Source organism: Pyxidicoccus sp. MSG2, assembly GCF_026626705.1.
Classification (GTDB): Bacteria; Myxococcota; Myxococcia; order Myxococcales; family Myxococcaceae; genus Myxococcus.
The window spans coordinates 11118155-11134152 of the sequence record NZ_JAPNKC010000001.1; the positions used below are offsets into that span (position 1 = coordinate 11118155).

Sequence of the window (15998 nt, forward strand, 5' to 3'; positions counted from 1 at the left end):
TCCTGTCAGTCGACGTTCCGCGCATGGCGGCCGAGCTCGAGCGCCCGGTCCGGCGTGAGCTCTCCGCGGCTCAGCCGGAGGAGCAGCTCGTGCCGCGACAAGCGCTCTTCACCGGCCCGACCGAGCCAGTAGGAGCGCCGCCGGAAGCGCGTCGGGGGAAGGGGGCTGCGCGTCTGTGGGAGCCCGTTGCGAATGAACTGCTCCAGCACCACGTGGCAGTTCGTGCCGCCGAAGCCGAAGGAGCTGATGCCCGCCCGACGGACGCCGCTCGGCGGAGTCCAGGGCGAGGTGGTCGTGTTCGGGCGGAACGGAGACTCCTCGAACCGGAACCGGGGATGCGGACGGTCGCAGTTCAAGGTGGCCGGAAGCACTCCGCGCTCCACCGCGAGGGCCGTCTTCAGGAACGCCGTCACCCCGGCCGCGTGCAGCGAGTGGCCGACGTTCGACTTGACGCTCCCGAGCGCGCACCAGCGCTCTGCCCCCCGGCCGAAGGCCTTGGTCGCGGCGCGAATCTCGATGGGGTCTCCGAGCAGCGTCCCCGTGCCGTGGGCTTCGAGGTACGTCACGTCGGTGGGCGCGAGGCCGCTCGCTTCGAGCGCCGCTGTAAGGAGCTCGGTCTGGCGCTCCTGGTTCGGCGTGGTCAGCCCCATCGTGCGGCCGTCGTTGTTCACCGCCGAGCCGGCGACGAGGGCGAGGATGGGGTCTCCGTCGCGCAGCGCCGCTTCGTAGGACTTGAGGAGGACGAGCCCCGCGCCCTCGCCCAGCACGAAGCCGTTCGCCCGCTCGTCGAACACGTACGAGTTGGGACTGTCGGTGAGCACGCCCGCGCGCGCGAAGCCCGTGAAGTAGAACGGGTCGAGGATGATCTCCACCCCGCCCGCGATGGCCATCTCCGCTTCGCCGGAGAGGATGTCGCGGCAGGCCTGGTGGATGGCCACGAGCGACGAGGAGCACGCCGTGTCCACCGTCTGCGAGGAGCCGGTGAACCCGTAGTGGTCCGAGATTCGAGCGGCGAGCATGTTCTGGATGGTGCTCACCACCATCCGTCCGGCGACCTCGTCGGGGACACTGGCCCGGTGCCGCTTGAGGTAGGCGCTCTCCGCGCCGCCGATGAAGACCGCGACCCGGCGCCCGAGCAGCTCCTCGTTGCGATAGCCGGCCGCGTCGAACAGTTCGCGGCTCAGCTCCAGGAGGAACCGTTGCTGCGGGTCCATCAAGAGCGCGTCCGTGTCGGACACGCCGAACGCCGAGGCGTCGAAGAGGTCGATACCTTCGACGAACCCGCCGAAGCGGATGTGGCGCAGGTCTCCGGGAAGGCCACCTGCCGTGCGGAAGTCCTGGAGCCGGTCCTCGGGCACCTCGCGCGTGAGGCGGCGCGCGGCGGTGAGGTTGCGCCAGAACTCCTCGAGGTTCGCCGAGAGAGGCTGCCGGCCCGCCATCGCGACCACGGCGACGCGGGGGGCGCGACCGTGCGCCGTGGGAGCGAAGCGGGATGCGGGCGACGCAATGGCGATGGACGGATGCGTCGGAGTGTCGGGCGCGAAGCGCGTGGATGGCGCGACGCTGGCCACGGAGGGAGAGGCCGAGGACTCCGGCGAGAAGCGGGCGGGCGGCTGGGCCGAAGGTGCGGGAGCGGGGCTCTCGGAAAGGAAGGCCCGAGGCTCGGGAGGGGCCACTCCGGTCGGGGCCGCCGAGGTCGCCACCCCTTCGTCGATGAGGTACGTGGCGAAGTCCCGAATCGCCGGGTGCTCGACGATGGCGTTCGGCTCGACCGCGCGGCCGAACAGCGCCTCCACGCGACTGAGGACGGTCATCATCATCACCGACTCGACCCCGTAGTTGCTGACCGGCACCTCGGGGTCCAGCTCCGCCACGGCGACCTTCAGGAGCTCGGCGTAGACCGAGAGGAGCTCCTTCTCGACGTGCGTGCGCAGGGCTGTCGCGAGGGGCGGCGCGGACTCCGCCGGCCGGGGCGCTGCCGGACGGCTGGCCTCCTGGGGACGCCGCAGCACGAGGTCTCGCATCACGACGAGCGCCCGGCCTGCATCGTCCAGGAGCGTCACGTCGAGCCGCTGGGCCTCGTTCCGGCGCACCCACGCCCAGCACGCGCCGGCCGGCATGCCGTACAGCTCCACCGCGCCCAGGGCGAACGGGAGTGGCGGCTGGCGTGCGTCGCCGCCTTCATCGAAGAGCACGAGCGCCGTCTGGAGTGCTCCGTCGAGGAGCGAAGGGTGGAGCTGGAGTGCCGGAGCCGCCGCGACAGCGGGAAGCTCCAGGCGTGACAGCGACTCCGCGCCGGCCCGGTACACTTCGACGATGGACTGGAACGCGGGGCCGTATTCGAAGCCGTGCAGCTGGAACCGGGCGTAGAGGGCGTTACGGCCCAGGCGCTCCGTGGCGCGCGCCTTCAGGGCCGCGAGGTCGACGGGGGAGGGCGGAGCGGTCACCGGGGCGTCGCGCAGAACCCGGCCGCGGGCGAAGACGACGTCGCTGGCCCCACCTGCTTCGACCAGGGAGAACTCCAGGTCGCGCTCGCCCGGATTCAGGCGGACCTGGAAGCGGCACCCATCGTCACCGGCGACGAGCGGTCGCATCCAGACGAAGTCGCGAAGTGCGGCCGCGTGTTCGCCCGACAGCTCCGTGGCTGCTCTCGCCGCTTCGATGGACGCCACGGCCGGGAGGAGCTTCCGCCCCCCGACGACATGATGCGCGAGAAAGGGCTCGTCGCCGGTGAGCGCCGTGACGAAGCGCTGCTCCCGCAGCGTCGAGGTGTTCGTGTGCACCAGCGGGTGCAGCACGGCCGTGGTCGCCGCCGTGGGGGGCGCGTCGGGCGCCGTCGGAATCCAGCAGCGGCGGCGCTCGAACGGATAGGTCGGCAGCGCGACGCGGTGCCACGGTCGCTCAGCATGCAGCGCGCCCAGGTCCACCGAGACGCCGCGCACCCAGAGCGCCGCGAGCTTGTCGAGGTTGCGGCTCGCGACGAGGCCCGTGATGTAGTCGCGGTCCTCCTGGCTCTCGCCCAGCAGGGTGTCGCGCCGCTCCTTCGTGCTTCCCCGTGCGACTCCCGCAGCACGCGAGGGCGCGGAGAGGAACGACTCGAGCCGGCTCACCAGCTCCGCACGCGAGCCCGCGACGATGGCGAGGCGCTCGACCAGCTCGGTGCGCCCGATGGCGAGGGTCCCCGCGATGTCCCTCAGGGAATGGCGTGCCGTGTGCTCCGCGGCGAGCGCCCTGTGCAGCCGGCGGGCAGCTTCCACGAGCTGGGGTTCGCTTGCGGCGGACAGGGTGACCAGCTCCGGCCGAGCCTCGTCGGTTGCCACGCGGTCCCACTCGGCGGACCACTGGAGGATGGCGTGCGCATTCGAGCCGCCCGCGCCGAAGGAGCTGAGCCCGGCGAAGCGGGAGCCCTCGCGCTGTGGGAAGTCGAGGACCTCTTCCGCGACGAAGAATGGCCCGGCCGCGAAGTCGATGTCGGGGTTCTTGGTGCGACTGTGGAGGTTCGGAGGAATCTTCCCCCGTTGGAGGCAGAGGGCCGCCTTGATGAGCCCCGCGATGCCCGCGGCGGCTTCCAGGTGGCCGATGGCCGACTTCGCCGAGCCGATGGCGCAGACCTGCTTCTGGCCTGCCGCGCCAGCGTGCGCGAACGCCTGGGTCAGCCCCTGGATTTCGATGGGGTCACCCAGCGCGGTGCCCGTCCCGTGGCACTCGATGTAGCCGAGCTCCGTCGGAGCCACGCCCGAGCGCGCGAGCGCCGTCTCGACGAGGCGCCCCTGCTGCCGGGGGTTGGGCACCGTGAACCCGGAGGCACGCCCCCCGTGGTTGACGGACGTGCCGCGAATCACCGCGTGGATGGTGTCGCCGTCCGCGAGCGCCTGCTCCAGGGGCTTGAGCAGCACGGCGCCCACGCCTTCACCGGGCACGTAGCCCGTGCCTCCTTCGCCGAAGCTCCGGCACCGCCCGTCCGTCGACAGGAAGCGGAGCTGGCCGAGGTACAGGTACTTGTCCGGATGGAGCGAGAGGTTCACGCCGCCGGCCAGCGCCATGGAGCTCTCACCGTCGAGGATGCTCTGGCAGGCGAGGTGCACGGCGGTGAGCGACGACGAGCACGCCGTGTCGAGGGCGATGCTCGGACCGGTGAGGTCGAGGAAGTAGGAGACGCGGTTGGCAATCTGCCAGTAGAGCGAGCCGGGCCCCGCATAGCGTCCATGGAAGGTGCCCTGCTCGGCGGTGATGACCGAGTACTCGTTCCACATCGCGCCGACGAAAAGGCCGACGTTCGCCTCGCGCAGGAGCTTCCGGTTTCCGTAGCCGGCGTGCTCCAGCGTCTCCCAGGCGCACTCGAGGAAGAGGCGCTGCTGGGGATCCATCTGCTCCGCCTCGCGGACGGAGATGTTGAAGAAGAGCGGGTCGAACTTGTCGACGTCGTCGATGAAGCCGCCCCAGCGCCCATAGGTCGTGTCCGCGTGGGTCGGGTCGGCATGGAAGTAGCGGCGGTAGTCCCACCGGTCGGCGGGAATCTCGGTGATGCAGTCGCGGCCGGCGAGGAGGTTGCGCCAGTAGGTCTCGACGTCGGGCGCCTTCGGGAAGCGACCGCTCATGCCGATGACGGCGATGGCCCGCTCCGGCACGGAGGCGGCGGACCTGGTCGGGCGGGAGGGCTTCTCCGCTCGTGGCTGGGGCGCGGGCACGGGTACGGCGGGAGTGCTCGCTCGCGGTGCGCGTGACGCCAGGTAGACGGCCAGCTCGCGGAGGTTGGGTCGCTCGAAGAGGAGCGTCGGGGAGAGGCCGTCGTACCGCCGGTCCAGCTCCTTCATGATGTCCTTCACCATGATGGACTCGACGCCGAGGGCGAAGAACGACTCCTCCCGGTCGACCGCCGAGGGCTCCGCGCCAATCCGCGCGGCGATGAGCCCGGTCAGCCAGCCTTCGAGTGCGGCCGGATCGCTCGGCTGCGTGGCGGGTGTGGCGGCACGACTGTCGGCCTCGGGAGTGGGAGCAACGGGTGCGGGCGCGACGTCCGCGGCGATGAGCCGCTCCCCGAAGGGATGACCGTCCCCAGGACCCAGGACGATGATTCGCTCCTCGGGCCCGGTCAGCGCCGCGTCGAGCGCGGCGAACGCGGGCGCGTCCTCGAGGAGGGTGATTCCCCTCGCTGCGAGCTGCTCGATGGCCCGCTCGTCGCGCCCCATCCCACCGTCCGCCCAGAGGGTCCAGTTCACGGCCAGGCTGCGCCCCGGACGGCCCCGCGCCCTGCGGAAATCCATGAACGCGTCGAGGAACGCATTGGCCGCGGCGTAGTCGACCTGACCGACGTTGCCGACCTCCGCGACGACCGACGAGTAGACGCTGAAGAAGTCGAGCGGCTCGGTCGCGGTGAGCTCGTCCAGGAGCCATGCTCCGAGGACCTTCGGGCGGAGCACACGGTCGAACGAGTCGGGCTCCTTGCTGAAGATGAGCCGGTCCGCGAGGACGCCCCCGGAGTGGATGACTCCGTGGATGGGACCCAGGCTCTCCCTCACTCGCGCGAGGGTTGCCGCGAGCGCGTCACGTTCGGTGACGTCGGTCGGGAAGTAACGGACGTGGGCGCCGGTGCCGCTGACCTCCAGTTCCCGGATGACCTGCTCGATGTCCGGTGACAGCGGAGAGCGCCCCACGAGGGCGATGCGTGCGTTCCGCGTCCTCGCGGCGAGGTGCGCCGCGGTCTTCCGGCCAATCCCACCGGCACCTCCGACGACGACGTAGACACCACCGTCACGATACGGAGATGCACTCCGGCCCAGTCGCGCACGTGCCACGCGGGGAACGAAGCGACGGCCCTTCCTCCAGACCACGACATGCTCGGAGCCAGAGGCCGCGAGGCACTCAGCGCGGAGCGTGTGCAGGAGCATGACGTCGTCCGCGCCGTGCTGCTCGAAGTCGACGACGACGGGTCGGAGCTTCTTGTACTCGAGCGCGATGGTCCGCGCCGCGCCCGCGACGCCCGCCGCCGCGTAGCCGCCCGCCGTGTCGCCAGGGCTGACGGAGAAGGTCTCACGCAGCGCGACCGCGATTCGCACGGACTTGAAGCGCGACGCCCCCGCCGCCTTCGCGAGGAGGAAGAGTGCCCGCGCGCCGCGCGCCTGGCGTTGCCAGAGGGCCGACGCGGTGGAAGCGGGCTCCGAATCCGCCGCGAGGAGGACGTAGATGCACAGCGGTCCTTCGGCTGTTCCGAGCTCCTCGGTGGCACGGCGGAGGAGGTGCGTCCAGCCGGCCGGGTCCTCGGGGTCGAAGTGGAGCTCTCCGGGCCGGGCGTCCGTGGAGGCACGAGCCACGAGGACGGGCCCGTCCGCCGCCAGCACGCGCCCCAGCGCGTCGCCGTCGGCGCGAGGAGGCAGGACGAGGAGCGACGCGCCACGGACGGCGGGCACGGACGGAGCGTCGACCGCCATCCAGCGAGGCGCATACAGGCCCGTGCCTTCGATGCGAGCAGGAACCTCAACGAGGGCAGAGCGCTGATTGAGCGGCACATCCTGTCCCATGCCGTCAGTGCCAGCCGTCGGGACGTCATTCCGGACAGGACGCTTGTCGAGAGGTGCATCCCGCCCCGCACCCTCGATGCCCGCCGGAACGTCATCCGTCGACGAGCGCGCATCGAGGAATCCGGCCGGCACTCGGCGGAAGACGGCGCCTTCCAGCTCGACGAGCGGCGTGCCCGCCGGAGTGCGCGCAATCACGTCGGCCTGGAGGTCTCCACCCCGCTCGCTCACGGTGCTGGTCGCGAGCTCCACCGTCACAGCGCCGGCGAGAGGTCCCAGGAAGCGTATCCGCCGGATGAAGAAGGGGATGAGGAGCGAGCCGCCCTGGAGCCGCCCATCCAGGAGCGCGAGCGCCACGACGCACTGGAGGATGCCGTCGAGTAGCGCCGCGTCCACGTCTCCCGCACCCGGGGCCCCTTCGAGACGTGCGACGAGCTTCCCCTCCACCCGCCCGAGGCCACGGACGACGCGGAGGCTCTCGCCATAGCCGTACCCCAGGCTCGCGAGGCGCGAGTAGAGCTCCGAGGGCTCGGCGATTGCCGTGGGGGGCGCGGAGGCCGGAGGCCCGAAGGTGGCTCCGGGCGCGGGCGAGCTCGCACTGAAGGCGCCGGAGCAGAGCGCCTTGTCTCCAGTGCGCACGATGAAGCGGCCGGAGGTTTCGGTGTCGACCGTGTAGGCCAGCGCGTCCGCGACGAGGGCTGGCGTGTGGAGCGAGACCTCGTGCAGGGCATTGACGCCCGGGAGATGGCGGCGCGCGGCGAACAGCGCGGCGCGCATCAGCGCGGCGCCAGGTGCGAGCAGACGTCCGTCGATGCGGTGGTCTCGGATGATGGAGTCACTCGCGCGCCAGATGCCGCCGCTGGTTCCCGGCGCGGCATTGATGGCGACCTCGAGGCCCGTCGCGCTTCCGGAATCCGTGCTCCTGGGACTCATCACGGTGGACCTCGCTGCATCGGCGTTCGGGGACGTGCCCGTCAGCGGCGCGTCCACCCGGGGCGGAGGGAAGGGCGTCCCGTCGAACACGTAACCCGGCAGGCGGAACCTCTGGTGCGGACGCCCCTCCGCGTAACGGGCCCACGCGAGCTCCAAGCCCCCCCGCCAGAGAGCGAGCAGTGCCCCGAGCTTCGCGGCCTCGGCTTCACCCTCGAGTGCGACGACGAGTGACGGAGCGTCCAGGGGCTCGGAAGGAGCCCCGAGGCAAAGCACCGGGCCGGTGACGCCGGGAAGCAGACCTTCACGGCCGACAGCACGCCCGCGCAGCTCGGACGCGGAGAGCTCCCCATCAGGGCCAGGGAGTGGCGTTCCAGGGCCGCGCGCGGCCGAGCACGCATCCACCTTCGACCCACGGTTCAACCGGCGGGCGAGCGCGCTGGCGGCGGCGGCGGGAGCGTGCGCGTCGGGCGCGCACAACAACCGTACGAGCTCGTCGGGTAGGAGGAACTCATCCGCGACCAGCCCGGCGAGCTCGGCGAGCTTCGCGTCACCAGGCAGCGGAATCTCTCCGAGGGCCCACTTGCGCTCCAGACGCAGGCGACTCACCGCGAGGACGAGCGCCGCGAGGCGTTCGTCGCCGGGAGGAGGTCCTTCGAGAAGCGACTCCAACGTACGGCCCACCGTGGCGAGCGGCTGCCGCCACTCCTCCAGATGCCGAGAGAAGGTGTGCTGCGTCCCGAACAGGAGCCGCGCCTCCGCGGCGGCCTTGCGGACGCCCTCGCCATCCACCTGGAACCCGGAGACGAGCTCCCGGAGCAGCGCGGTGTCCGCCTCCCAGGGCTCCAGCACCTCCCCGGAGACGGGATGGACACACGGCCGCCGTGGACGGCGGAGCGCGACGCGCGCGCCCTCATGGCCCGGAAGGAGCGCCCGCAGTGCCTCGTCGAAGGGGAGGGCGCCCGAGGCGACGAGCGTGGCCGCAGTGTTTCCCGCGAGCAGCCGGAACGAGAGGCCCGCCTGGGTGAGGCTCTCGGCAAGCGCACACTGCACGCACAGCGCGAGCGCCGGACGGAGCTCCACCGGGAACGCATCCCCCGAGCAGAGGAGCGCCTCCGCGGAACTCCAGCCGCCCCGCGCGAGGAGCGGCGCGGCGAGTTGCTCGAAGGCCGCTGCGAACAGCGGGTCGCAGGCGTGCAGTTCACGCGCCGCGGCCAGTCCTCTCGTGGGGAGCTCGCCGAAGAAGAGGGCAGGGGGTTCCACCGTGACAGCAGGCAGCGGTGTCTCCTCCTTCGTGAGGGCCGCCTCCAGCTCGGCGGGCGTTCGCACCACCGCGCCGAAGCGCCGCTTGAAGGAACGGCCCGTCTCCTGGAGCGTCAGGCAGGCGTCGCGAAGCGCCGCGCCGTCGAAGCCCGGCACACGCACGCGCTCCGCCCACTTCGCCTTGAGCTCGCGGAGACTCGTCTCCGTCCGGGCGGAGAGGACGAACGCGAACGGCGCCCCGGACACCACCGCGTCTTCACTTCCTGCCCGGTACTCCTCGACCACCACGTGACTGTTCACGCCCCCGAAGCCGAACGAGCTGACCCCCGCGCGCAGCGGGCCCCCGAGCGGCCGGACCCACGGTTGGGCGACGCGGGCGGGAACGAACGGCGACCGCTCGAAGTCGATGAGCGGGTTGAGGGTGCGCAGGTTCAGCGTCGGAGGAACCTGCTCGTGCCGCATCATCAGCAGGGTCTTGATGAGCCCCGCGACGCCCGCCGCCGCCTCCAGGTGGCCGATGTTCGTCTTCACCGAGCCGATGGCGCAGAAGCCGCGCCGCTCCGTGCTCGTGCGGAACGCCTCCGTGAGCGCTGCCACCTCCACCGGGTCACCGAGCGATGTCCCCGTCCCGTGCGCCTCCACGTAGGTGAGCGTCTCGGGTGCGACGTCGGCATCGCGGCACGCCGCGAGGATGACGTCCCGCTGGGCGCTCACCCGTGGCGCGGTCAGCGACGTCGCCCGGCCGACGTGGTTCACCGCCGAGCCCCGGATGACGCCGTGGATGATGCTCCCGTCCCGCTCGGCGTCCTCCAGACGCTGGAGCAGGATGACGCCCACTCCTTCACCGGGCACGTAGCCGTCCGCGTCCTTGTCGAAGGTGCGGCACTGCCCCGTCGGGCTCAGCATCCGCGCCTTGCCGAAGGACACGTACTTCCACGGGCTGAAGTCCAGGCTGACGCCCGCCACGAGGCAGTAGTCCGCCTCGTCGAGCAGCAGCGCCCGCCTCGCATGGTGGAGCGCCACGAGCGAGGACGAGCAGGCGGTGTCCAGCGTCACGCTCTCGCCACTCAAGCCCAGGTGGTACGAGACGCGGTTGGCCATCATGCACGCGTACGTGCCTGCGCCCGCGTGGCTCTCCGTCTCCACGCCCGGCGCGTACACGCTCTGGTAGTGGTCCATCGCCATCGCACCGACGAAGACGGACGTCCGGGCGCGCGCGAGGGTGTCGACGGAGATGCCCGCGTCCTCGAGGCAGTGCCACGTCTCCTCCAGGAGCAGGCGCTGCTGCGGGTCCATGCCGCGCGCCTCGCGGGGCGAGACGTTGAAGAACGCGTGGTCGAACCGGTCGAAGCCGCGAAGGAAGGCACCCCAGCGACTGGTGGACCGATTCGGCGCGCCGATGTCCGGCGAGTACCACCGCTCCACGTCCCAGCGGTCCGCCGGCACTTCCGTGACGGAGTTGAGACCCGAGGCGAGATTGCGCCAGAAGCCCGCGGAGTCATCCGCCGAGGGAAACCGGCAGGCCAGGCCCACGACGGCGGCGTCGCGCCCGCGGCGAGCCCCGTCCCCTGACAGAGCCGGCCCGAGCGAGCCAATGTTGGACTTCTCTGTCATGGCTGATCGATCTCGGTGGGATTCCGGTCCGCGGCGCTATCGGTCAGGCCTGCCCTCCTTCTCCCCCATAGGAAGGTGCGGCGCGGTATGCGGCAGGCCCGGGATGTTTCATGAAATTTATATTTCGCCGCTCCTGCATGTTTCAAGAGAGGGCGAGCAACCTCGCGCGCGAGGACGCGCGAGGTTGTCAGGTCAGCCTGTCGCCGCCACGGAGCGCTCGCGCGGTGAGACGTGGAAGACGATTCCGTCTCGCGGACGCAGGTTCACCGACGGCAGCGGCACCACCGGATGAGAAGGCTCAGCCGCAGGCGGAAGCGCTGGATGACCATGGTCAGACACATGATCATCTCCACCATGGAGAGGTCCTTCCCCAGGCAGATGCGCGGCCCACCGGAGAAGGGGAAGAGCGCGAAGCGGTGGCGGCCAGCCGAGCGCTCCTCGGAGAAGCGCTCGGGCTCGAAGCGCTCCGGGTCCTGCCAGAAGTCGCGGTGCCGGTGAATTTCATACATGAACATCGTCACGCGGGCGCCGGCCTTGATGTGGAACCCACCAATCACGTCGTCCTTGAGCGGCGTGCGCTCCACCACCCAGGCGGGCGGGTAGAGCCGCATCGTCTCCTCGAGCACCATCTGGCAGTAACGCAGGCGCGGCAGGTCCGCGAAGGTCGGCGGCCGGTCTCCCACCACCTGGGCAATCTCCGCCGCCAGCCGCTCTTCCTTGTCCGGATTGAGCGAGAGCAGGTAGCAGGCCCACGAGAGCACGTTCGCTGGCGACTCGTGGCCGGCGACGAGCAGCGTCTTGATTTCGTCCCGGAGGTGCTCGTCGCTCATGCCCTTGCCGGCCTCGTCGCGCGCCCGCACGAGGGCGGTGAGCAGGTCGCCGCGGTCCTCGCCCTGGCGCCGGTCCTCGATGAGCCGGCGGACGATGTCATTGAGCACGCCCACGTGGCGTCCCACGCGCTGGCGCGCCGGGGTGGGGAAGTCGCGCGGCAGCTTGATGGGGGCATTCACCCGCTTCATGATGAAGTCGAATGCGACGCGCATCGCCTCGCTCACCTGCGGCGCGTCCTCCGCCAGGTCGATGTTGAAGAGGATCTTCCCGGTGAGGCTCAGCAGCAGGCGCATGAACTCGCTGTAGACGTCGAGCGGGCGGCCCTCGCGGACCGCCGCGTCCCACCGCCCCAGCATCACGTTCGAGCTCTCCGACACCTTGGTGAAGTAACGCTCCAGGTGGCTGCGAGAGAATGCCGGGTGGATGAGCTTGCGCTGGCTCCGCCAGTACTCCATGTCGTTCGTCGTCAGCTGGCCGTCGCCGAGCAGGACGCTGAACTCGTGGTAGATGGAGCTCTTGCGATAATTCGTGTGGTTGTCCTGAAGGACGTGTTTGGCGTAGTCCGGGTGATTGAGCAGATACACCAGCATCGGCCCGATCTTCACCTTCACCAGATCGCCATACGTCCGGGAGATACGGCTCATCGCCCCGAGCGCGTCGCGCGTCAGGTCCGGCGTCAGCCGCAACGCCTCGATGAACCCCGGTCCGGGCGGTTGCTTCGCTTCACTCATTCCCGTTGTCGTCCCACCCATGGGTCAATGGGCATCACCGGACCGCGGTCGCGGTCTGGCGCTACCCTTCTCCTTTCGGACCAGAAGTGCGTACCGCCGAGCCGCGCCGTGCAGGGGCGGTGTGTATCGAGAGCGTCCGCGTGAGCATACACCCTTGGAGCAGTGGAGGATCGCTCTGTAACGCAGGGGGCTGACATTGGCTTGTCGCCGGGCGGCGTTGACGCATGTCAGTGTGGCCGGAATACTTCGCACATCTCCCCAGCCGCCCTCCTGCTGCCGGAAGGATTTCGCGCTGCGAAACCCATCATGAAAGAGCAATGGATCTACCGCCGGCCGTTCCCGGCCGCCCGGATGCGGCTGTTCTGTCTTCCCTACGCAGGAGGTGGCTCATCGATTTACAGCCGCTGGCAGGCGGGCTTCCCGGAGGACATCGAAGTCTGTGCGGTGGAGCTTCCGGGACGACGTGCCCGGTTGCGTGAGCCCCCCATCCGCAGGGCCGCGCCGCTGGTCGAGGCCATTTCCCAGGGCCTCGAGCCCTACCTCGACCTTCCTTTCGTCTTCTTCGGCCACAGCATGGGCGCGCTGCTCGCCTTCGAACTGGCGCTGAGCCTGCGACGGGCCGGGAAGCCGGGCCCGCGAGCGCTCTTCCTCAGTGCCGCGTCCGCGCCGCACCTGCCGAAGGCCCGCCGCCTCCTCTGGAACCTGAGCGACGCCGACTTCCTCTCCGCCATTCGCGGCTACGGCGGCACGCCCGAAGAGGTCTTCTCCGAGCCCGACCTGCTCGCGCTCTTCCTCCCCGTCCTCCGGGCGGACTTCGAGGTCTTCGACACCTACGAGTATGAGGATGACGGGCCGCTCGACTGCCCGCTGCATGTCTATGGCGGACGGGACGACGAGCGGGCCACGCCGGGGCAGCTTCGCGCCTGGGGAGAGCTGGCGTCGAACCTGGAGTCCGTCGAGCTCTTCCCGGGTGGGCACTTCTATCTGCACGAGCAGCGCCCGGCGCTCACCGCCGCGATTTCGCGCGAGCTCGCGGGCCTTCGCACCGGCTGAGCGGGGAGGGCGCCCGGCTCAGCTCAGCTTCCGGATGTGTGCCTTCACGTGGTTGGTGTACTCCTGCTTCTCGACCACGAGCGGGTACTCGGCGGAGTTGTAGAAGCGGATTCCCGCCCGGAAGTCCGGCTGGGGGCCCCGCTTGAGGCGGTCCAGGCCCTGCGCCTTCGCCGGCGTCTTCTCTCGCGCCTGGAGATAGGCGGCGATCAGCCGTCCCTGGTACTCGTACACGTCCCAGTGGGAGCCGACGGGGCGCACCATTCCCACCACGAAGAGGTTGTCCGTCTCCGGTGGGAAGATGTGCAGGTAGAGCGTGGGGCGGTTGTCACCCTCGGCCCAGTTCAGGTGCTTGCGGTCGATGAACGGGTACGACGGCAGGAAGCCCGTGGCGAGGAAGACGACGTCGATCTGCTCGTCCGTCCCGTCGTCGAAGTACACACGGTCCCCCTCCATGCGGACCACGTGGCCCTTATGGACGATGTCGCCGTGGGTGTAGTGGTGATGGAGCTGGTCGCCGAGCACGGGGATGACCAGGTCGTCCTTCATGACTGGCACCGGCATGCCGAGGCCCCGGGAGCGCCGCCAGAGGAAGCGGAAGAAGAGGTAGTAGGAGAGGCGTCGCAGGAAGCTCGGCGCCTTCGCCTGCAGCATCGTGTCCGTGGGGCGGCCCATCAGGTACTTGGGCATGCAGAAGAAGCCGCGCCGGGTGCTGTGGAAGGTCTTCGTCGCGTTCATCGCGGACTCGCAGAGGATGTCCGCGGCGGACTGGCCCGCGCCCACGACGAGCACGCGCTTGTTCATCACCTGCGCCGGGTTCTTGTAGCGGTTCGAGTGCAGGACCTGGAGGGTGGGTGCGCCGGGAAACGAAGGGACCCGCGGCGTCCTGTCATGGCCCGAGGCCAGCACCACGCCAGCATATTCACGGTCAGGCTCGCCTTCGATGCTCACCCGCCAGCCCTTGCCAGAGGGCTCCACGCGCTTCACGGTGGTGTTGAAGCGCATGTGCGGGAGGATGCCGGCGTGCTCCGCGTAGGAGCGCAGGTAGTCCAGCACGAGGGCATGATTGGGATAGTCCGGGTAGGACGCCGGCATGGGGAAGTCGGGATACGCCTGTACCGTCTTCGACGCGATGACATGCGTGTTCCGCCCCACGGGAGAGTCGTCTCGCGAGGCATCCCAGATGCCTCCGATTCCGGAGGCCGACTCCAGCACCTCGAACGGAAGGCCCGCCGCCTTGAAGGACTTCGCGACGGCCAGTCCCGCCGCACCCGCGCCGATGATGCAGTAGCTTTGCCCCGGTTGATTCCCGTTCATGGCGATGGTATTTGTTATTATTTGTGTTTTGTGGAAAGTTCCGCGCGGAGCGGCCCACGAACCAGCACAAGGACCGAGGCAGAACAGTGGTTGAAACGACGGGGAAGCCTCGCATGAAAAGTATCTGGGTGCAATCCATTGTTGCCGTACTTATCTTGCTGGGTGTAGGGCTTTCCGTCGCCAACTCGCTGGACACGTTTCAGCAGTACAGCGTCCCCGGAGGTGTGCTGGGGATCTTCAATCACGCTTCGCCGCTGTCACTCGTGATGTGTGTCTTGGTGATCGCCGCGATCACCATCGGCAACCTGGCGGCGCGGTATCTCAAGTGGATGGTGCTGTTGCGCGCCGGGCATGTGCTGGCGCCCAGCCGGCGGCTGTTCCTGGCCTTCCTGGCGTCCTTCGTCGGCAACCTCACGCCTTTCTATGTTTTGTATGTCTTGAGAATCGCCCCGCTGCGGGAGCGGTTCATGCGCGCGCTCGCGCTGCTGGCGGCGGACCTGGCCACGGACGCGGTGGCCATTGCCCTGCTCGCGTATGCGGCGTCGTATTCGCTGCTCGGAGGCGCGGTGGCGGTGTTCGTGGCGGGGGCGTGCGCCATGGCGCTGTTCCCGACGAAGAGCCGGGAGCGGCGGATTGGCCTGCTGCCGATGACCACCAGCGTGGTCTTCGCGCAGAGCTTCGCCGTGCTCATCTGGGGCGTCACCGGCCTGTCGCTGTGGGTGACCCTCCGGGTCTTCGGCGTGGAGATGGCCGTCCCGGAGGCGCTGCGCATCTACGCGGCCAGCCATGCGCAGGGCATGGCGTCCCTGACGTGGCCGGGCTTCCTGCTCGTGGGGCGCGGGATGATCCAGATGCTGGTCCAGTCGGGCATCCCGCCGGAGGTCGCGGTCTTCTCCGCGGCGCTGGTGCGAGCCTTCACGTACTGGCTCGTCGTCCTCGCCGCGGTCGGCTCCCTCCTGCTCATCCGCCGGCAGCTCGGCCGCCGGACGGAGGATGTGAATCACTTCGACCTGATCGCGGACGAATACAAAGCCAACGTCCCCGAGCACATCCGGCTGCGTCTGCTCAATCGCAAGGTGGAGGTGAACCTGAGCCATCTTCCCCGCGACCGCTACGTGAGAGGTATTGACGCAGGCTGCGGGCAGGGCTGGTACCTCAAGGAGATGCTGTCCCGGGGATACCAGGTGGAGGGGATTGACTATTCAGCCAACCAGGTGAAGCAGGCCCGGCAATACCTGGGGCCCGACGCGGACCTCGTGAGGCAGGGCTCGCTCGTGGAGCTGCCCTTCGAGGACGCATCCCAGGACTTCGTCTACGCGGTCAATGTCATCCATCACCTGCCGGACGTGGAGCGCCAGCAGCAGGCCTTCCGGGAGGTGCGGCGGGTGCTGCGGCCGGGCGGCCGGTTCCTCGTGCACGAGATGAATGTGAACAACCCGCTGTTCCGCTTCTACATGAGCTACGTCTTCCCGCTCATCAAGGACATCGATGATGGCACCGAGGTGTGGCTCAAGGAGACGACGGGTCCGTTCAGCGAAGGCTGGAACCTGGTGACGACGGAGTACCGCACCTTCCTGCCGGATTTCGTCCCGGAGTTCGCCTATCGTCGCCTGTGGGGCGTGGAGCAGTACCTGGAGAGGAACCGCCACGCGGCGCCTTTCTCGGCTCACGTCACATTCGTTCTGGAGAAGGCCGGCCCCGCCGAGGTCGCCAAGACAGCGTAGTTCCTGAACCGTTCCCGAACGGG

The 15998-nt window shown here is 69.6% G+C and carries 5 protein-coding genes; 2 read left to right on the plus strand and 3 right to left on the minus strand.

Features of this window, described 5'->3' with window-relative positions; translation table 11 throughout:
• Window positions 1-5 precede the first annotated feature (5 nt).
• Window positions 6-10322, minus strand: a complete 10317-nt coding sequence (locus OV427_RS43055) for an SDR family NAD(P)-dependent oxidoreductase (RefSeq protein ID WP_267862050.1) — start codon at window positions 10320-10322, stop codon at window positions 6-8.
• A gap of 263 nt (window positions 10323-10585) precedes the next feature.
• The gene (locus tag OV427_RS43060; RefSeq protein WP_267862051.1) at window positions 10586-11884 is read right to left on the minus strand and encodes a cytochrome P450; all 1299 of its coding nucleotides are present in this window, start codon (window positions 11882-11884) and stop codon (window positions 10586-10588) included.
• A 306-nt stretch (window positions 11885-12190) separates the two neighbouring features.
• Between OV427_RS43060 and OV427_RS43065 the strand changes: the two genes are divergently transcribed.
• A complete protein-coding gene (locus OV427_RS43065) occupies window positions 12191-12937 on the plus strand; it encodes a thioesterase II family protein (protein ID WP_267862052.1) in 747 nt (248 codons plus the stop codon).
• Window positions 12938-12955: 18 nt separating this feature from the next.
• Here the strand turns inward: OV427_RS43065 and OV427_RS43070 are convergent, their stop codons facing one another.
• Complete coding sequence (locus OV427_RS43070; RefSeq protein WP_267862053.1) at window positions 12956-14251, minus strand: flavin-containing monooxygenase; 1296 nt, start codon at window positions 14249-14251, stop codon at window positions 12956-12958.
• 275 nt (window positions 14252-14526) lie between these two features.
• Between OV427_RS43070 and OV427_RS43075 the strand changes: the two genes are divergently transcribed.
• Window positions 14527-15975 (plus strand): methyltransferase domain-containing protein, encoded by a 1449-nt coding sequence (locus OV427_RS43075; RefSeq protein WP_324290029.1) that lies wholly within the window; start codon window positions 14527-14529, stop codon window positions 15973-15975.
• Window positions 15976-15998: the final 23 nt, after the last annotated feature.

Bases quoted from the DNA above. Each gene is read 5' to 3' on its own strand.
- OV427_RS43055 (WP_267862050.1), bottom strand. From the start codon at position 10,322: ATGACAGAGAAGTCCAACATTGGCTCGCTCGGGCCGGCTCTGTCAGGG.
- OV427_RS43060 (WP_267862051.1), bottom strand. From the start codon at position 11,884: ATGAGTGAAGCGAAGCAACCGCCCGGACCGGGGTTCATCGAGGCGTTG.
- OV427_RS43065 (WP_267862052.1), top strand. From the start codon at position 12,191: ATGAAAGAGCAATGGATCTACCGCCGGCCGTTCCCGGCCGCCCGGATG.
- OV427_RS43070 (WP_267862053.1), bottom strand. From the start codon at position 14,251: ATGAACGGGAATCAACCGGGGCAAAGCTACTGCATCATCGGCGCGGGT.